The sequence below is a fragment of the Abyssibius alkaniclasticus genome (assembly GCF_020447305.1).
GTDB classification, from domain to species: Bacteria; Pseudomonadota; Alphaproteobacteria; order Rhodobacterales; family Rhodobacteraceae; genus Abyssibius; species Abyssibius alkaniclasticus.
In genome coordinates this window covers 2,681,009-2,698,973 of sequence record NZ_CP095732.1, presented here as the reverse complement: position 1 = coordinate 2,698,973, position 17,965 = coordinate 2,681,009, and the positions used below count along the sequence as shown (strand labels likewise).

Below are 17,965 nucleotides of genomic sequence, written 5' to 3'. Positions count from 1 at the left end.
TCAAGAATGTAAGACCCAAGGGAAAGGTTCATTTCATGGGTGACAAAACCGACCGTAGCGGAATTTTTGCCGGCGACGACCCGTTTGCCATTGCCCGCAACTGGCTGGCCGAGGCGGAACAGACCGAGCCGAATGACGCAAACGCCATTGCGCTGGCCAGCGTCGACGGGCGCGGCCTGCCCAATGTGCGCATGGTCCTGCTCAAGGAAATAGAGACCGATGCCTTTGTTTTTTATACGAATTATGAAAGCGCCAAGGGCCAGGAGCTTGCGCAGTCGGGCAAGGTCGCCTTCGTGATGCACTGGAAATCCTTGCGCCGGCAGTTGCGTGTGCGCGGGCTGGTCAGCCGCGAAGACGGGCCGCAGGCCGATGCCTATTTCGCCAGCCGTGGGTTGCAAAGCCGTATCGGGGCCTGGGCGTCGGACCAGTCGCGCCCGCTTGCCTCGCGCGCGTCTTTGGTGGCGCGGGCGGCTAAATTTGCGCTCAGCAAGGGGCCAAACCCCGCGCGCCCGCCCTATTGGGGCGGATTTCGAATCCACCCGCTTGAAATCGAGTTCTGGGCCGATGGTGCGCACCGGTTGCATGATCGCTTCCAATGGCGCCGCGAAGTTGTTTCCGCTTCTTGGGAAATAACCCGTCTCAACCCGTAACCGGCGGAAAATCCGCTCATAATCTCAAATATCTATGCAGCCCGCTTGCACCTAATGCACAGTTGCGCGATATTGCCTACTCGGTTGGCGTATCGTCGAGTTTGTAATGAGTGTGCTGCGCTGAAACAAATGCAAACAAGACAGGCACCTGCTATATGATTAAAGGACTGGTCAAATGGTTCGACGCCGGTAAAGGCTATGGCTTCATCCTTGTCGAGGATGATGGCGGCGATATTTTGTTACATGCCAATGTGTTGCGCAATTTCGGCCGTGGTTCTATCTCCGAAGGTGCCGAGGTCAGTTTTTCGGTTCAGCAAACCGAGCGTGGCCGTCAGGTTGCCGAGATTTTTGAAATTTCCGCACCCGTCGAGGCCGAGGCTGACGAAGAGGCCCGCATGACCATGCCCGATGTGGGCGATGCACCGCTTCTGCCGGCACGCGTGAAATGGTTCGACAAGGTCAAGGGGTTTGGCTTTGCCAATGTCTTTGGCAGTTCGGACGATATTTTCCTGCATATGGAAATTCTCCGGCATTACGGTTTTTCCGATCTGGCCCCCGGCGAGGCGCTGAGCCTTCAGGTGGTTGACGGGCCGCGCGGCCAGATGGCCGGCGCGATTTATTCATGGGACAGGCCCGTTTTGCTGGCCAGATCGGGGCAAAAATGAAAATACTTCCAGTCCTTGCGCTGCTGGTTGCGTTTGCCAGCAGTGCCGTGGCGCAGGTCTGCGATCCGCAATTTCTGGATGTGCGCGGCGATGGCGTTTCGGCACGGTTTGAAGTTGAGGTGGTTGAAACACCGCAAGACAAGGCGCGCGGGCTCATGTTTCGTGAAAGCCTGCCAATGTTCAGCGGAATGCTGTTTGTCTATGACCGTCCGCAGCGCGTTTCCTTTTGGATGCGCAACACGCTCATTCCGCTTGATATGATCTTTATCGGGGCCGATGGGGTTGTGCGCAATGTCCATGCCAATGCCAAGCCGGGCGATGAAACCGGCATTCCCGGTGGATCGGATGATATTCAGTTCGTGCTGGAGGTAAACGGCGGTTTGGCGCGGATGCTGAACATCGTGCCGGGCGTTGAAATCCAGCATCCGGCCATCGATGCCAGCCTTGCCGCATGGCCTTGCGAAATAGCCGCAGAATAGCCTTTTCATTCCGGCCCAAAGCCGCTAGATGATGCGCGTCGGGGCGTAGCGCAGTCTGGTAGCGCGGCGGTTTTGGGAACCGTAGGTCGTAGGTTCGAATCCTATCGCCCCGACCATTCCTTCATATCGTCAAAGCAAATCGGCCCCGCCAGCGCAGCCTTTTGCGCGCCACCTGCCAGTAAATCGGACTGGACTGAAACCCGTTATTTGGGTCTAATGCATCAATAGTCATGTATTCGTCGGTTTCGGAGCGGGCCGTGTCATCGCAGTGGTTTTTTGACAATATCTCGGTGCTGTTACGGCGGCTTTATGCCAGCATCAACACACCGCCCGTGCTGGATATGGAAGAATTCTTCCCCGCACATCGGCAGATTCTCGACAATTTCGAGGCCATCCGCGATGAGGCAGTGGCGATCTTTCAGGCCAACCCGAATGTGCCGCGATTTCACGACATTTCCTCGACACAATACCGTATTTCCGACAATGACGGTAAAAACTGGCGGATGTTCCTGGTAAAATCCTACGGGCGGCTGATCCGGGGCAATGCCGATATGACCCCGACACTTACCCGGTTTTTGCGCGCCAACCCGCATGTGACAACCGCCGCCTTGTCCTATCTGGACCCCGGCAAGCATATTCCGCCGCATAAAGGCCCGTTTCGCGGCATTTTGCGCTATCACATTTGCCTTATGGCGCCCGATACGCAATCCGACAATCCGCCCTGGCTGGCGGTGGATGGCACCCGCTACCCCTATGCCGAGGGGGGCGATCTGCTGTGGGACGATACCTTCCTGCACGAGGTGCTGAACCCCGGCCCCAACCCGCGGATTGCGCTTTTGCTGGACGTAAAGCGCCCCGTGCCGCGCCTGTTTCACAAGGCGCTGTTCAACATCACGCTGTTTGGCGGCTGGGTCTATACCCGCGTGAACGAGCGGAGCTTGCGCATCACGACCAGCCAACCCGCGCCTGAAAACGGTTGATCTGGCGGCCCCGCCCGGCTGCGGGGCCACCGGGGTTTACGCAGCGCCCAGCTTGCTTAACACCCGCACCCAACTGCGAATGCCCTTTTGAAAGCTGGCAAGGTTGTATTTCTCATTCGGCGAGTGAATCGCGTCATCATCCAGCGCAAAGCCGATCATGACCGAATTCATGCCCAGAATTTCCTTGAAATGCCCAACAATCGGGATGGAGCCACCACCGCCGGTGAACACCGACGCATTCGGCCATTCATCGCTAAGCGCCGCCGCTGAAAGCGCAAATTCGGCTGAATCGCTGGGCAAAACCGTGGCTGGTCCGCTGCCATGTTCTTTAAACGTGGCGGTGCAATCGGGCGGCAGCATGGCGTTGACATGCGCGCGAAAGGCGCTGCGCACTTTCGCAGGGTCTTGCGTGCCGACCAGCCTGAAGCTGACCTTGGCATGGGCCTTGGCGGGCAGCACGGTTTTGAAACCCTTGCCGGTATAGCCGCCCCAGATGCCGTTGATCTCTGCCGTGGGCCGCGCCCAGTTCTGCTCCAGCGCGCTAAAGCCCTGTTCGCCTGCCAAATGCGACAGGCCGACCGCGCCCAGAAAGGCGGCTTCGTCGAAGTTCAGGCTGTCCCATTGTGCGCGGGTGGCGTTGGAAATCGGCGCGACCCCGTCATAGAACCCGTCCAGCGTGACGCGGCCATCCGCATCATGCAGCCCCGCCAGAATATGCGACAGCACGCGCAGCGGGTTCACGGCAGGGCCGCCATAGCCGCCCGAATGCAGGTCGATATCGGCGCCCTGTATCGTGACCTCTTCGCCCACCAGACCGCGCAAAGTGGTGCAGATGGCGGGGGTATCGGCATCCCACATGCCGGTATCGCAGACCATTGCAAAATCGGCGCGCAGCTCATCGGCATTGGCCTTCAGAAAGGGGGTCAGCGAGGGCGAGCCGCTTTCCTCCTCACCCTCGAACAGAATGGTGATCTTGCAGGGCAGGGCGCCGGTTTCAGCCTTCAGCACGCGGCAGGCCTCGACAAAGGTCATCAACTGGCCCTTGTCATCGGATGCGCCGCGCGCGCGGATGACCTTGCCCTTCGGCGTGTCTTCCAATTGCGGGTCGAACGGGTTGGAGTTCCACAATTCCAGCGGGTCAACCGGCTGCACATCGTAATGACCGTAAAACAGCACATGCGGGCCGGGGCCATCATGATGGGCCACAACCATCGGATGGCCGGGCGTGTCGCGCCGGCTTGCGGTAAAGCCGATGCTGGTCAGATCCTCCACCAGCCAATCGGCCGCCGCACTGCAGGGTTCGGCAAAGGCGCTATCGGTTGAGATGCTTTGAATGCGCAGCAACTCGAACAAACGGTCAAGTGCTGCGGGCATGGCGGCGTCGGCGGCTTCAAGAATTTCGGGTTTCATGCGTGGTCCTTCCTGTGGTCAGTCTTTCAAAATGCCAAGCCCGCGCAGGTAGATGCCCGTGCCGCTTTCCAGCAATTCATCGGGCGAGAACGGGGCGCGGCCACCGGGTGTGCCGCGGGCGAAAAGCTCGACAATGCCGTGGCTCAGCGCCCAGATATGGTGGCTGACCATAATCGCGGGCGGGCGTTTGGCAATGGGGATATGCTCCATCAAGGCTTCGGCGGCGCGGGTCAGCACGGCCATAGCGCGGTTGGAGACATGGGTGAGTTCGGAGTTCCCGGCAATGGAGACACCGCTTTCAAACATCGCGATATAGTGGCCGGGGTAGCGGCGCGCAAAAGCCAGATAGGCGCGCCCAACCCGGTAAAACGCTTCCAGCGGCGAGCCGGTCGGCCCCTTGGTGAAGGCGTGTTCAAGCAGGTCGGCGAACATGTCAAAGCCGATCAGCGCAACTTCTTCGATCAGCTCTTCGCGACCCTTGAAGTGGCGGTAGGGCGCGGCGGCAGACACACCGGCATGGCGCGCGGCTTCGGCAAGGGTAAAGCCCGTTGGGCCCTTTTCAGTGATCAGCTCAAGCGTAGCATCCACCAGCGCGGCGCGAAGATTGCCGTGATGGTAGGATTTACGCTCACCCCCGCCTTCATCGCTCATGCCGTGCCGTCGCCTTCGAAGCCCATGTCTTCGGGCGCGCCAACAAGGGCAGGGTCGGGTGCGCCGATGAGGGATTCATCTTTGCCAGCATAGTCAAACTGCGACAGAACCAGTCTGATGATTGCCAGCCGCGCGCGGCGTTTGTCATCCGAGCGGACCACATGCCAGGGCGCGACGTTATGGTGCGAGCGCGCGAACATCATGGAAATGGCGGCGGAATATTCTTCCCACAGTGACAGGCCTTTCACGTCAATCGAGGAAAGCTTCCACTGTTTCAGCGGGTCGGATTCGCGCGCCAGTATCCGGCGCAACTGCTCGGCGCGGCCCACGGTCAGCCAGATTTTGACAAGGCGGATGCCGTCTTTCACGATCAGGTCTTCAAATTCCGGCACCTGCTCATAAAAAGCATCGCGCTGCGCTTCGGTGCAAAAGCCGAAAACCGGCTCGACCACGGCGCGGTTATACCAGCTCCGATCAAAAGCGATGATCTCGCCCTTGGTGGGCATATGCGCGATGTAGCGCTGGAAATACCATTGGCCCTGCTCGGCCTCGGTTGGTTTTTGCAGGGCGACCACATGGGCCGCGCGCGGGTTCAGGTTTTCGGTGAGCCGCTTGATCGAGCCACCCTTGCCCGCCGCATCGCGCCCCTCAAACACCACGGCCAGGCGTTCGCCGCTGTCGCGCAGCCAGGATTGCAGCTTTGCCAGCTCTATTTGCAGCGCCGCATAATCACGCTCATATTTTTTGCGCGACAGCCGTTCCCGGTAGGGAAAGGCCGGGTTGAGCATATCGTTTTTGTCGGCACGCTCAATCGCTTCGCGCACGGCTTTCGGCGCCTCATCGGCGTAGAATTTCGATATCGCCCCGTCAAACGGCTTTGTAAACGGCATGGCACGCTCCCTCTATCCAGGCCCAACTATGGACATTGCCAAAGACAGGGGCAAGCCAGCTACTGGCCGATTGCGCGCATATCGTAGGGGGTTGTCTGGTAAATTTCGTTGATCCAGTTGCCGTAAAGCAAATGCGCGTGGCTGCGCCAGCGGTTTTGCGGCGTTTTGCGCGGGTCGTTGTTCGGGTAGTAATTCGCAGGCACGTTGATCGCGGCATTTGCGGCGACATCGCGGTCATATTCTTCCTTGAGCGTGGTCGAATCATATTCGAAATGGTTGAAAATATGCAGCGCGCGGCGGGTCGGGTCATCGACCAGGCAAATGCCGCTCTCATCGGAATTGAGCAAAATTTCAAGCGGCTTGCCCGCCAGATCGGCGGCACGGATTTCGGTCCAGCGGCTGACCGGCACGACGAATTCATCGGAAAAGCCGCGCAGATGCGGGTTGGCGGGGGCAAGGTTCTGGTGGCGGAAGCAGCCAAACAGCTTGGCGTCGAGCATATGCTTTGGCACACCGTGGAAATGGTTGATCAGCGCCATGCCGCCCCAGCACACACCAAAGGTGCGATGCACATTGGTTTGTGTCCAGTCCATCACCTCGCGCAGCTCGTCCCAGTAGGAAACTTCCTCAAACGGGAGGTGTTCGATTGGCGCGCCGGTTATGACCAGCCCGTCGAATTTCTCGTCCTTCACCTCGGCAAACGAGCGGTAGAAGGCGTCCATATGTTCTGACGGTGTGTTGCGGGTCTGGTGTTCGCTCATCCGTATCAGATGCAGGTCAATCTGCAGCGGGCCTGCACCGATGAGCCGCGCAAACTGCGTTTCAGTCTGCACCTTCTTCGGCATCAGGTTCAGCAGGCCGATCTTGAGCGGGCGGATATCCTGATGGTCGGCCAACTCATCCGCCATAACCATAACGCCCTCGCGCGACAGCACGTTATAGGCGGGCAGGGTCGAGGGCAGGCGAATGGGCATGGTTTCAGGCTTTCTTGCGCGCGATGGCCGCGCCGATCAGGGTGTCAAAGTCTTGGGCGTCACGCAGGGCGGCCGCCTCGGCGGCTTCAATCGTCACACCCCAGTTTTGCGCCATTCTGGCGTAAATGGGCAGGCGATGTTCCAGCAATTGCCGAAAGCCCCAGCGAATGAAGTCATCCGGGTCAACGGCATCGGGGGCGACATCGCGCGCTTTGCAGTATTCGGCCCATTTTTCGCGCAGGAACGCCTCGTTGTAATACATCGGCTTGGGGGCGGCGGAAAAACGTTTGACCAGCTCGTCGACCAGCGTTTCCGTGCCGCGAATCCAGACCGGCAGCGCCGTTTGGCTGAGCGCGGTCAGCACAGGGTCGGCGGCATCATCGGGGGCCACGACCTCGCAGAGCGAGCCGGAACAATCGGCGATGAAATGCGCATAGCCATAGATATCGGCGGCTTTTCTGGCGAACAGGCCCGCATCGATCGTAGCGGCGATTTCGGCGCTGCGGTGCTGGCGCTGACGGGCGATATAGGTTTCCAAGTCAATGCCGCCGCGCGCCGTATCGCCGGGTTTGCCTAGATAGGTGGAAAGCGGCGCCAGATTGTTGAAGCTGATATTGGAGGCGATATAGATGGAATCGCTCATCAGAAGCTCGCGCAGAAACGCGTCTTGCATGGCGTGATGCTTGAAATTATCGACGATATGCTCGCCCATATAGCGCGTGCCAATGCGAAAATCGACCGAGTAGTGGAACCAATCCCCCGTGGCGCGCAGCATGGTGGCGATATGGGTTTTCCCAAGGCCGGACATGCCGAACAGCGCCACGCGGCGGTGGGGGGCATCGGCCCAGGCGGTTTCATTGGCATAGATCATTGTGGCACCCGGTTTGTATGTCTTGTGACATAGACGAGCGGCGCGCGCTTGAAAAGACCATGCAGGCAGTTCAGCGGAATAGCCCGTGCCGGGCTATGCTGCTTTTAGCGCGCAAGCGCGCGGCGGGCAAGGCGGCGCAGGAAGCGCCCGTCAAGCACCAGCATCCCAAGCGCAATGAGGCCAAGGCCGGCATAGGAGCGCAGCGGCAGGCGTTCGCCCAGCACTGCCGCGCCGAAGATGATGGCGAAGGGTGGAATAAGCAGGGTGACGAGCATCAGGTTTGCCGCCCCGGCCCGCGCCAGAATGCGGTAGTAAAGCAGATAGGCGCCCGCCGTGGCGATGAGCATGATGAACAGCAGCGCGGCGATGCTTTCAGGGGCGGGGATTTTCGCGGGCAGCCCGTCGTAAGCCAGCGCGAGTGGGAGCATGATGAGCGTGGCGGCGCTGAGCATCCCCGCTGCGGCAAGTTCGGGGCGCAGATGGCCAAGGCGTTTGCGCGCCCAGACACCGGCACATGCGTAAGACAGCGTGCCAGCGATGACCGCAAGCTGGGCGAGGCTGCGGATGTCGAAACTGCGCAGGCTTTCCCAGCCAAGCGCGATGACAACGCCGCCAAGGCCAAGCAGCACGCCACTGGTTTTGCGCGCGCTCAGCCGTTCATCGGCCAGCATGGCGGCGGCGGTGATCACGCCGAAGAAGGCGGTCGAGGCATTGAAAATGGCGGTGAGGCTGCTTTCGATATGGGTTTGACCCCAGGCCATGAGCGCGAAGGGGATGACATTGTTGAGCAGGCCCATGCCCAGAAACCCGACCAGTTCCGCCCGGCCCAGTTGGATGGGAATGCGCCGGATGAGCAGATAGGCCCAAAGCGCCAGCGCGCCGCCACCAACCCGCGCGGCAACCAGCGTGAATACCGGAAGGTCGCGCAACACGATGGCTGTGGCCAGAAACACCCCGCCCCAGATGGCGGCGAGCAGCAGGATTTCTGCCCAGTCGAGTGAGGTCATGGTTTTTTGCTGTGTCATGGGGCAGCCTTGCCACAGCTTCGGCGGGCGTGCGACCCGGTTCATGCGCAAACTAGCGCGACACAGCGGCAAAGCGCAGGGCTTCGTCCAACTCCTCGTAGAGGGCGAGGCGCTCTTCGGGGGTGAGATAGGCGCCCAGCTCGATGCGGCGGTTGTTGCCTGCCAGCGTCAGATAGTTTTCGGGCGGACCATCGGGGCTGATATGCAGGCGCAATTCTTGCGGTTTGGCGCACCAGTGGCGCTGCGTTCCATCGGGCTCGTAGCGGGTGACTGACAGGCAATCGGGCCAGAGGCGCACTATTTCACAAAGCCGCGCATCGCGCATGTTGCGTGCAAAGGCAATGGCCAGTGCGGCCAGTGTGAGCCCGGCAAAGAGCAGCACAAGGCTTGCCGCCCCTTGCAGCATGAGCGGCAGAATCGGCAGGGCGAGGCCCGCCACGGCAAACCACACCACCTTGCGCTGCGCATTCGCGCCCAGCGAGCGGTGCGGGGCGAGCCGCTTTACATAGCGCGGCGGCGCGCCGTCTTTCGGGCAATGGCAAAGGGCCGGGGGTTGCGCCCCGGCCCTTGCTTCACTGTCGCCATCGCGCGGCATCAGTGGCGTTGCTTGTCCCACATATCGGGTGTGGGCAGGGTTTCGAATGTATGCTCGGCAGGCGGGTTGGACAGGGTCCATTCCAGCGTGTCGGCATATTCGCCCCAATAGGCGGGCTCGGTAATCTTTTTGCCCCAGATCAGCGAATAGAACATCACGCCGATGAAGAAGACGAACGAGGCAAATGTCAGGAAGGCGCCATAGGACGAGATTTCGTTCCAAAAGGCATATTCCACCGGGTATTCGATGATCCGGCGCGGCATACCCTGCAAGCCAAGGAAATGCTGGGGGAAGAAGGTGACATTCGCGCCGATGAACATGGCCCAGAAATGCACCTTGCCGGCCCATTCCGGGTATTGGCGGCCCGACATTTTTCCGAACCAGTAATAGATCCCCGCGAAGATACAGAACACCGCGCCAAGGCTCATCACATAGTGGAAATGCGCAACGACATAATAGGTATCATGCAGCGCCCGGTCGACACCGGCTTGCGACAGGATGATGCCGGTCACACCGCCAACGGTAAAGAGGAACAGGAAGCCGAAGGCCCAGAGCATGGGGGTTTTGAATTCGATCGAGCCGCCCCACATGGTTGCGATCCAACTGAAAATTTTCACACCCGTTGGCACCGCAATGACCATTGTCGCCAGCATGAAGTAGCTTTGCTGGGTCAGCGACATGCCCACCGTATACATGTGATGCGCCCAGACCACGAAGCCAAGCACGGCAATCGCAACCATTGCATAGACCATTGGCAGATAGCCGAAGATCGGCTTTCTCGAAAAGGTCGAGATCACATGGCTGATAACGCCAAAGCCGGGCACGATGATCATATACACTTCCGGATGGCCGAAGAACCACAGGATGTGCTGATAGAGGATCGGGTCACCACCACAGCTTGCCTGGAAGAAGCAGGTGCCGAAGTTACGGTCGGTCAGCAGCATGGTAATGCCACCGGCCAGAACGGGCAGGGAGAGCAGGATCATGAAGGCTGTGACGAAGATCGACCACGCAAAAAGCGGGGTTTTATGCAGTGTCATGCCCGGGGCGCGCATGTTCAGGAAGGTGGTGATCATGTTGATCGCACCCAGAATGGAGGACGCGCCCGAGATATGGACCGCAAAGATTGCAAGGTCCATCGAATAGCCGCCTTCAGCGGTGGAGAGCGGCGCATACAGCACCCAGCCAACACCCGAGCCAAGCTGCCCGTTGCCACCCGGCGACAGAAGCGAGGCTACCGCAAGCGAGGAGCCAGCAACATACATCCAGTAAGACAGGTTGTTCATGCGCGGGAAGGCCATGTCAGGCGCGCCAATCATCAGCGGCATGAAGTAGTTGCCAAAGCCGCCGAACAGCGCCGGAATAACCACGAAGAACATCATCAGAATGCCGTGGCCGGTGATCAGAACGTTCCACAAATGGCCGTTCGGGTCACCATCAAGCGTGTCAAGCAGGCTGTAAAGCAGCGGGCGCTCGGCATCGCCCGCAGTGGCAATGGCAGCGTTCATCGCGTCCATCATATCGGCACGCATGGCGCCGGAAATGACGGTCTGCGCCGAACTGCCGTCAGGCCCGGCAACCGCCGCTGCGACAAGCGTGTCTTGCAGACCGGTTACAGCCGAAGGCACATCGGCACCGAGTGCGGCATAGGCCGTTTGCAGATCGCTGAACAAAGCGTTGATCCGGTCAACGCCAAGCTCGGCCGCCAGATACATATATTGCACACCCGGCTCCATAAGCTCCATGCGCATATAGACGGTGAAGCCCACAGAGACGAAGCCCAGAATGGCCGCGGTGAACAGATAAAGGATGCCGATATCCTTGTGGTTCGTCGACATGAACCAGCGCGTAAAAAATCCGCGCGTGTCGTGATGCTCGTCGGCGTGAGCGGCTGCGTCTGCCATGTTATTCTCCTGACACGTCTTTCAAGCGATGCGAATCCGCCACAGCGTTCGCACCGATACAGGGTTCTGTGTAACCAATGGGGCGGTCAGGCTCAACTATCATATGTGTCGCAGCCGCGCTGTTGGGTAAGTTTATTGCGCAGACAGGCTGCGCAGATAGGCTGCAATGTCTTCGGCGCCATCGGCAAGCTTGAAGGTCATGCGTGTGCGCGGCGCAGAATCACCCAATGTGGTTTCCAGAAAAGCGCGCGGATCGCTGACCCAGGCAATGAAATTCGCGTCATCCCAGACCGTGCCAGCCTCGGCCAGCGCCACCAGCGCATCGGAATAGCGAAAATCGGAAGTGGCGACGGGGTTGTCCATGATGCCAAAGAGATTGGGGCCGGTGCGCCCGCCGCGCACGATGACATTGTCACCATCGGCAATTGTATGGCACGATTTGCAGCTTCTGAACAAATCTTCCCCGCGTGACGCATCGCCCTGGGCAAAAACGGGGGTTGCGGCAAAAAGCGCGGCGGCAATAACTAGCGGTTTCATGGTGTTTCCTTTGCGTTATTCTGGGCGCAGAATATCCCACTACAGCGCGTTGGCAACACGCAGAAATGTCGCGGCTAGCCGCCGAAAAATTTCATAAAGTTACGCTTTAACGCAATATCGACATCGGCCATCGTGACCGGAAGGCCAAGGTCGACCAGGCTGGTCACGCCATAGCCCGAAATGCCGCAGGGCACGATGCCGTTGAAATGTCCAAGGTCCGGCTCCACGTTCAGCGCAATGCCGTGAAAGCTGATCCAGCGGCGCAGACGAATGCCTATGGCGGCGATTTTGTCTTCGGCCGGGCTGCCATCGGGCAGGGGGGGCTTGTCGGGGCGCGCAACCCATACGCCCACGCGCCCGCTGCGCCGCTCGCCCTTCACGTTGAAATCGGCCAAGGTAGCGATGATCCAGTCTTCAAGGCGGCAGACGAATTTGCGCACATCGCGGCCGCGCGTGTTCAGGTTGAGCATGGTATAGGCAACGCGCTGGCCGGGGCCATGATAGGTGTATTCGCCCCCGCGCTGGCTGGTGAATACCGGAAACTGGTCGGGGTGCAGCAAATCGGCAGGCTTGGCCGAGGTGCCGGCCGTATAAAGCGGCGGATGCTCGACCAGCCAGACCTGCTCATCCGCCGCGCCCGCATGAATGCCCGCCACGCGCGCTTCCATTGCTTCAACCGCGGCTGGATAAGCGGTTAAACCGTCAGATATTCGCCATTCCATCGCCGTGCCCTGCTTCATGTAACCCGCACCAACACATAAAGCGCGCAGGCGGCAATAAAAAGAGGAACAAACCGCTTCACATGGCAAATTGGCGGTGCTATACGGCGCCCACCTTATGCGGTCGTGGCGGAATGGTAGACGCGCTACGTTGAGGTCGTAGTGGGGTAACTCCCGTGGAAGTTCGAGTCTTCTCGACCGCACCAAAAACCCGGCCAGTTGCGCCGGGTTTTTGCTTTTATGGGGTAATAAGATTGCCGGCACGCAAAAATCATGCCGCATTTCAATAGTGTCGCGGCACTTTCATATTGCTTGAGCCTGGGCCATTGTGGACCGAAAAATAACTTTAGAGGTTCCTATGAGTATTCCGGGTTATCAGACTTTTATGCTGCCGGTTCTGCGCAAATCTGCGGAAGGCGAAGCAAAAATAAGCATCGTCATAGACGAGTTGTCAGACGCGTTTGGCCTGACAGAAGACGAAAAAGCGGAGTTGCTTGCAAGTGGAAGGCAAACGGTTGTTGCAAACCGCATCCATTGGGCGAAAACCTATCTTAAACAAGCGGGTCTCGTCGTGCCAACCCGGCGCGGGCACTTTCAAATAACAGCGCGCGGTCGCGAGGTTCTGACGGGAAATCCGAAATCTATTGATAGTCAGCTGTTGGAGAGTTTTGAGGAGTTCCAAGAGTTCAAGGCCCGCAAGCGCACGCAAGTGAGTGCAGAACAAGACGGCCTCGTTGCTCAAGGTTATGAGACCAACGACGCTCAAACGCCGGACGAAATAATGAGATCCGCACACAGCCTCATAGAAAACGCGCTGCGCCAGGAAATGCTCGAGAAAATCAGAGAAGCGTCACCAGCGTTTTTCGAAGGGTTGGTTGTCAATCTGCTGGTGGCAATGGGTTACGGCGGTTCTGTCACAAATGCGGGTAGGGCAATAGGCAGGGCAAGCGATGGTGGCATTGACGGGGTTATAGACCAGGACGCCTTGGGGCTTGACCGTGTTTACATCCAAGCCAAGCGTTATGCCGACGGGAACAATATCGGCCCCGGTGCGATCCGAGATTTTTTCGGAAGCCTTGATCGTTTCAAGGCAAATAAGGGGCTGTTTGTTACGACATCTTCGTTTACACGCGAGGCAACAGATACGGCGCAAATGCTGAGCAAACGGATTGTGCTTATAGATTCTGATACACTCACAAGGCTTATGGTCAGATACAATGTGGGATGCCGGGTTGAAGAAACGCTCTTTCTGCGCCGGTTGGATGAAGATTTCTTTCTGGACTGACAAATTCAACCGGGTTGAAAAGGCAGTCTATTTGGTCATCGGTGTTTGTTTTCACTGGGTGCCGACGACCAAAATGATGCTGGCAGAATAAAGCTGGCAGAATGAAGCTGGATAATCAGGCCCGACGCCATGCACCGGGCCTGTTTGAGTTTTGTTAATGCGCAATCATCACGTGGCGCACGGCGGTATAGTCTTCGAGCGCATACATCGACATGTCTTTGCCATAGCCCGATTGTTTCAGCCCGCCATGCGGCATTTCGTTGACCAGCATGAAATGCGTATTCACCCAGGTGCAGCCATAGCGCAGGGCCGCCGAGGTTTGCATTGCGCGGCCGATATCCTGTGTCCAGACCGATGAGGCCAGGCCGTATTGGCTGTCATTCGCCCAATCCACGGCCTGTTGCGCTTCGCTGAACCGGGTGATGGAGACAACCGGGCCAAACACCTCGCGCTGCACGATCTCGTCGGCTTGCAGCGCGCCGGCAATAACGGTGGGGCGGTAGTAAAAGCCGCCGCCATCGGGGGCAGTGCCGCCGGTTGTCACCTCCATATGGCTGTGTTCGGTTGCGCGCTGCACAAAGCTGGCAACCCGGTCGCGCTGGCGCAGCGAGATGAGCGGCGGAATCTCGTTGGTGCTGTCATCGGGCTGGTCATAGGCGATGCTGGCCGCGGCGTTGGTCAGGTCTGCGACGAGATTGTCGTAAATCTTTGGCCCGGCATAAATGCGGCAGGCGGCGGTGCAATCCTGCCCGGCATTGTAAAAGCCAAAGGCGCGCAACCCGTCAACCACGCGCGCAAGATCGGCGTCGTCAAACACAATAACCGGGGCTTTGCCGCCAAGTTCCAGATGCGTGCGTTTCACGGTTTTTGCCGCCGCTTGCAGCACCTTCTTGCCGGTCGCAATATCGCCGGTGATCGAGACCATATCGACATCGGGGTGGTTGATAAGCGCGTTGCCCACGCTGCCCCCTTGCCCGACAATCACATTGACCACGCCCGGTGGCAGAATTTCGGCCATCAGCTCGGCCATGCGCAGCGCGGTCAGCGGGGTCTGCTCGCTGGGTTTCAGCACCACGGTATTGCCCCCGGCCAGCGCGGGGGCCAGCTTCCAGGCCATCATCATCAGCGGGTAGTTCCAGGGCGCGATCGAGGCGACAACGCCAATCGCATCGCGCCGGATCATCGAGGTATGGCCCTCCATATATTCACCGGCCAGAGGCCCGTGCATATTGCGCACCGCGCCCGCGAAATAGCGGAAACAATCGGCAATGGCGGGAATTTCATCGTTGCGCGCGCAGCTTATGGGCTTGCCGCAATTCAGCGCCTCAAGTGCCGCCAGCTCGTCGCCATGCGACTCGACCGCATCGGCAATGGCCAAGAGCATTCCGGCACGGGTTGCGGGCGTGCTGCGTGACCAGGGGCCGAACGCGGCGCGGGCCGCCTGCACGGCCCGGTCTATCTGGCCCATATCCGCCTCGGGCATCTTGAGGATGAGTGCGCCCGTGCGCGGGTTCAGAATGGGTTCTTCAACCTCGTTGCCCGGCTCGAACGACGTTCCGATCAGCATTTTGGTTTGCATCACATACTCCTTGGTTTCATTTCCCCTGACCGGCCACCGTATCGGTGCCCCGCGTCAGGTAATAGGCGGCAAGAATGGGCAGGAAAGTCACCAGCACCACGACCATTGCCACAACATTGGTAACGGGGCGCTGGCGCGGGCGGACAAGCTCCTCCAGCATCCAGATCGGCAGGGTTTGCTGCTGGCCGGCGGTGAAGGTGGTTACAATCACTTCGTCAAAGGACAGGGCAAAGGTCAGCATCCCGCCCGCCAGCAAGGCCGTGGCGATATTGGGCATGATGACATAGCGAAAGGTTTGGAACCCGTTGGCGCCAAGGTCCATCGCGGCCTCGACCAGCGAGCCGGACACACGGCGAAACCGCGCAACCGCATTGTTATAGACCACAACCACGCAAAAGGTGGCATGGCCCAGAACAATGGTCCAGAAGCTGAACGGAATATCGGCAAGGTTGAAGGCCGAGCGCAGCGCAATGCCGGTGACAATGCCCGGCAGGGCGATGGGCAAGATCACCAGCAACGAAATGGTCTCGCGCCCGAAGAACCGGCTGCGGCTGACGGCAGCGGCGCATAGCGTGCCAAGCACCAGTGCAATCGCCGTGGAAATGCTTGCCACTTTCAGGCTGAGCCCAAGCGCGGCCCACACATCCGGGCGGTTCCAGGTTACGGCAAACCATTTCAGCGTAAGGCCGGGGGGTGGCCATTGGTAGGATTTATCCTCGGTGGTAAAGGCATAGGCAAAGATCAGCAGCAGCGGCAGGTGCAGAAACAGCAGCCCGGCGGTCGCAGCAATTTTAAGGCCCAAAGGGGCGCGGTCAGAGCGCATCAAAAGCCCCTTTGCGTTTGGCGGCCCAAAGGTAAAGCGCCATGATCAGGATCGGCACGACCGCAAAAGCGGCGGCCAGCGGAATATTGCCCGCCGTGCCCTGATGGGCATAGACCGCCTGGCCGATAAAGCGCCGCGACGTGCCAACAAGCTGCGGGATGATGTAATCTCCCAGGGTCAGCGAAAAGGTAAAGATCGACCCCGCGATCAGCCCCGGCAGCGCCAGCGGCAGCAATACATAGCGAAAGCTTTGGCGCGGTTTCGCACCCAGATCACCCGCCGCTTCCAGCATCGAAGGCGGCACCCGTTCCAGCGCCGACTGGATGGGCAGGATCATGAATGGCATCCAGACATAGACAAACACAATGAAAGTGCCGGTTACGCTGGTCGACAGCGAATTGCCGCCAAGCACCGGAATGCTCAGATAGGCATCGAGCAGCCAGCTCAAATGCAACCCCTCAAAGGCCCAGTTCAGAATGCCCTCTTTGGCCAAAATCAGTTTCCAGGAATAGACTTTGACCAGATAGCTCGACCAGAGCGGCAGCATGATTCCAAGGTAGAACACCGCCTTCCAGCGCCCGCGCGCATAGCGCGCCGCAAAATAGGCGATGGGAAAGGCGATGATGGCCGAGGCCAGCGTGACCGCCGCCGCCATTGTGACCGTGCGGATGATGATGTCGAAATTCGCCGGGGTGAAAAGCTCGCCATAGGTTTTGAGCGTGAATTCATAGCGGATCATCCCCGTGAATTCATCGATCGAGAAAAAGCTCTGCACGAGCAGCGCAAACAGCGAGCCAAGGTAGATGATGCCCAGCCACAGAACGGGCGGGGCAAGCAGCAACAGCAGCAACAGGCGCGGGCGGCGCCAGAGCGTATCGGAAATGCGGGCCAGGCTGCTCATGGCTGCGCCGTCATTTTGTGCAGGTCGCTGTCTTGCCAGCCTATGCACACTGTGCTGCCGACGGTGGGCACGGCGGCGTCTTTGGGCAACAGGGCGCTTAGCGTCGTATCGCCCAGCGCCAGTGTAATGCGGGTGGCGGTGCCCAGAAAGCTGGTGGCTTGCACGCGCGCCCTGTGCGGGGCGTCGGGTGCAATCATCACGGCTTCGGGCCGCAAGGCACCGTGGCCGTCATGGCCAGCAATCTGCGCCATAAGCGATGGCGGCAACACGTTGGATGAGCCGACAAAATCGGCCACAAACGGGGTTTCGGGGCGAAAATATACATCTTGCGGCGCACCGATCTGCGCGATCCTGCCTTCATTGAACACCGCAACCTGATCGGCCATCGACAGGGCTTCGGTCTGGTCATGGGTTACAAAAACAAAGGTGATGGCCAGTTGGCGTTGCAGGGCTTTCAGCTCTTCCTGCATTTGTTCGCGCAGCTTCAGATCGAGCGCCCCAAGCGGTTCATCCAGCAACAAGACGCGCGGTTTGTTGACCAGGGCGCGCGCAAGCGCGACGCGCTGGCGCTGCCCGCCGGACAGGGCCGAAGGCTTGCGTGCGCCATAGCCGGCAAGCTGCACCAGCTCCAGCGCCTCTTGTGCGGCGCGGTGGCGTTCGGCCTTGCTTTTGCCGGCCACCATCAGCCCGAAGGCCACGTTGTCTATCACGTTCAAATGCGGAAACAGCGCATAGTCCTGGAACACGGTATTTACAGCGCGCCGATAGGGCGGCACCCCGGCCATCGGGTTTCCAAAAACCGCAATTTCGCCCGATGTGGGCTGTTCGAACCCCGCGATCAACCGCAGGCAGGTGGTTTTGCCGGAACCCGAGGGGCCGAGCATGGCAAAGAACGTGCCCTCCTCGATGCTCAGGTCAACCTGATCGACAGCGCGCACGGGGCCGTAATGGCGTGAAACGCCCTGAAAATGAACTGCATGAGCCATGAGACTTCGCCTTTGTTGCCCGCCACCCCACAGGGGCAGCG

19 protein-coding genes and 2 tRNA genes are annotated in these 17,965 nt (G+C 59.4%); 7 read left to right on the top strand and 14 right to left on the bottom strand.

Annotated features, from left to right (window positions below):
- Window positions 1–35: 35 nt before the first annotated feature.
- From pdxH to LGT41_RS13430, 5 genes are all read left to right on the top strand, one after another.
- The gene (pdxH, locus tag LGT41_RS13450) at window positions 36–650 is read left to right on the top strand and encodes a pyridoxamine 5'-phosphate oxidase (protein WP_274127418.1); all 615 of its coding nucleotides are present in this window, start codon (window positions 36–38) and stop codon (window positions 648–650) included.
- Between the two features lie 155 nt (window positions 651–805).
- Window positions 806–1,315 (top strand): cold-shock protein, encoded by a 510-nt coding sequence (locus tag LGT41_RS13445; RefSeq protein WP_274127417.1) that lies wholly within the window; start codon window positions 806–808, stop codon window positions 1,313–1,315.
- Window positions 1,312–1,794 (top strand): DUF192 domain-containing protein, encoded by a 483-nt coding sequence (locus LGT41_RS13440; RefSeq protein ID WP_274127416.1) that lies wholly within the window; start codon window positions 1,312–1,314, stop codon window positions 1,792–1,794. The genes LGT41_RS13445 and LGT41_RS13440 overlap by 4 nt, the downstream gene beginning before the upstream one ends.
- Window positions 1,795–1,833: 39 nt before the next feature.
- A tRNA-Pro gene (locus LGT41_RS13435) sits at window positions 1,834–1,910 on the top strand.
- A 114-nt stretch (window positions 1,911–2,024) separates the two neighbouring features.
- Complete coding sequence (locus LGT41_RS13430) at window positions 2,025–2,774, top strand: aspartyl/asparaginyl beta-hydroxylase domain-containing protein (RefSeq protein ID WP_274127415.1); 750 nt, start codon at window positions 2,025–2,027, stop codon at window positions 2,772–2,774.
- A 36-nt stretch (window positions 2,775–2,810) separates the two neighbouring features.
- Here the strand turns inward: LGT41_RS13430 and LGT41_RS13425 are convergent, their stop codons facing one another.
- The 10 genes from LGT41_RS13425 to lipB form a co-directional block, all read right to left on the bottom strand.
- Window positions 2,811–4,184: a dipeptidase gene (locus LGT41_RS13425; RefSeq protein WP_274127414.1), complete on the bottom strand. Its 1,374-nt coding sequence runs from the start codon at window positions 4,182–4,184 to the stop codon at window positions 2,811–2,813.
- An 18-nt stretch (window positions 4,185–4,202) separates the two neighbouring features.
- Window positions 4,203–4,835, bottom strand: a complete 633-nt coding sequence (locus LGT41_RS13420) for a TetR/AcrR family transcriptional regulator (protein WP_274127413.1) — start codon at window positions 4,833–4,835, stop codon at window positions 4,203–4,205.
- A complete protein-coding gene (ppk2, locus tag LGT41_RS13415; RefSeq protein ID WP_274127412.1) occupies window positions 4,832–5,725 on the bottom strand; it encodes a polyphosphate kinase 2 in 894 nt (297 codons plus the stop codon). The genes LGT41_RS13420 and ppk2 overlap by 4 nt, the downstream gene beginning before the upstream one ends.
- A 59-nt stretch (window positions 5,726–5,784) precedes the next feature.
- A complete protein-coding gene (gene metA / locus LGT41_RS13410) occupies window positions 5,785–6,699 on the bottom strand; it encodes a homoserine O-acetyltransferase MetA (RefSeq protein WP_274127411.1) in 915 nt (304 codons plus the stop codon).
- A gap of 4 nt (window positions 6,700–6,703) precedes the next feature.
- Window positions 6,704–7,570: an ATPase gene (locus tag LGT41_RS13405; RefSeq protein ID WP_274127410.1), complete on the bottom strand. Its 867-nt coding sequence runs from the start codon at window positions 7,568–7,570 to the stop codon at window positions 6,704–6,706.
- Window positions 7,571–7,674: 104 nt separating this feature from the next.
- A complete protein-coding gene (locus tag LGT41_RS13400) occupies window positions 7,675–8,595 on the bottom strand; it encodes a DMT family transporter (RefSeq protein WP_274127409.1) in 921 nt (306 codons plus the stop codon).
- 52 nt (window positions 8,596–8,647) lie between these two features.
- Window positions 8,648–9,190, bottom strand: a complete 543-nt coding sequence (locus tag LGT41_RS13395) for a DUF2244 domain-containing protein (RefSeq protein ID WP_274127408.1) — start codon at window positions 9,188–9,190, stop codon at window positions 8,648–8,650.
- Window positions 9,190–11,094 (bottom strand): cytochrome c oxidase subunit I, encoded by a 1,905-nt coding sequence (locus tag LGT41_RS13390; RefSeq protein WP_274127407.1) that lies wholly within the window; start codon window positions 11,092–11,094, stop codon window positions 9,190–9,192. The genes LGT41_RS13395 and LGT41_RS13390 overlap by 1 nt, the downstream gene beginning before the upstream one ends.
- Window positions 11,095–11,226: 132 nt before the next feature.
- Window positions 11,227–11,631, bottom strand: a complete 405-nt coding sequence (locus LGT41_RS13385; protein ID WP_274127406.1) for a c-type cytochrome — start codon at window positions 11,629–11,631, stop codon at window positions 11,227–11,229.
- 74 nt (window positions 11,632–11,705) lie between these two features.
- Complete coding sequence (gene lipB, locus LGT41_RS13380) at window positions 11,706–12,371, bottom strand: lipoyl(octanoyl) transferase LipB (RefSeq protein ID WP_274127405.1); 666 nt, start codon at window positions 12,369–12,371, stop codon at window positions 11,706–11,708.
- A gap of 99 nt (window positions 12,372–12,470) precedes the next feature.
- Here lipB and LGT41_RS13375 point away from each other — a divergent pair.
- Both LGT41_RS13375 and LGT41_RS13370 read left to right on the top strand, forming a co-directional pair.
- Window positions 12,471–12,556 (top strand) — tRNA-Leu (locus LGT41_RS13375).
- Window positions 12,557–12,708: 152 nt separating this feature from the next.
- Window positions 12,709–13,635, top strand: a complete 927-nt coding sequence (locus LGT41_RS13370; RefSeq protein ID WP_274127403.1) for a restriction endonuclease — start codon at window positions 12,709–12,711, stop codon at window positions 13,633–13,635.
- Window positions 13,636–13,789: 154 nt separating this feature from the next.
- Here the strand turns inward: LGT41_RS13370 and LGT41_RS13365 are convergent, their stop codons facing one another.
- Genes LGT41_RS13365 through LGT41_RS13350 form a run of 4 tightly spaced genes read right to left on the bottom strand, consistent with a single transcriptional unit; the run spans window position 13,790 to window position 17,924 of the window.
- Window positions 13,790–15,214: a gamma-aminobutyraldehyde dehydrogenase gene (locus LGT41_RS13365; RefSeq protein WP_274127402.1), complete on the bottom strand. Its 1,425-nt coding sequence runs from the start codon at window positions 15,212–15,214 to the stop codon at window positions 13,790–13,792.
- 16 nt (window positions 15,215–15,230) lie between these two features.
- The gene (locus LGT41_RS13360; RefSeq protein ID WP_274127401.1) at window positions 15,231–16,037 is read right to left on the bottom strand and encodes an ABC transporter permease; all 807 of its coding nucleotides are present in this window, start codon (window positions 16,035–16,037) and stop codon (window positions 15,231–15,233) included.
- Complete coding sequence (locus LGT41_RS13355) at window positions 16,027–16,938, bottom strand: ABC transporter permease (RefSeq protein WP_274127400.1); 912 nt, start codon at window positions 16,936–16,938, stop codon at window positions 16,027–16,029. Before LGT41_RS13355 ends, LGT41_RS13360 begins: the two co-directional genes overlap by 11 nt.
- Entirely contained in the window at window positions 16,935–17,924 is a 990-nt protein-coding gene (locus LGT41_RS13350) for an ABC transporter ATP-binding protein (protein WP_274127399.1), read from the bottom strand. The genes LGT41_RS13355 and LGT41_RS13350 overlap by 4 nt, the downstream gene beginning before the upstream one ends.
- Window positions 17,925–17,965 lie beyond the last annotated feature (41 nt).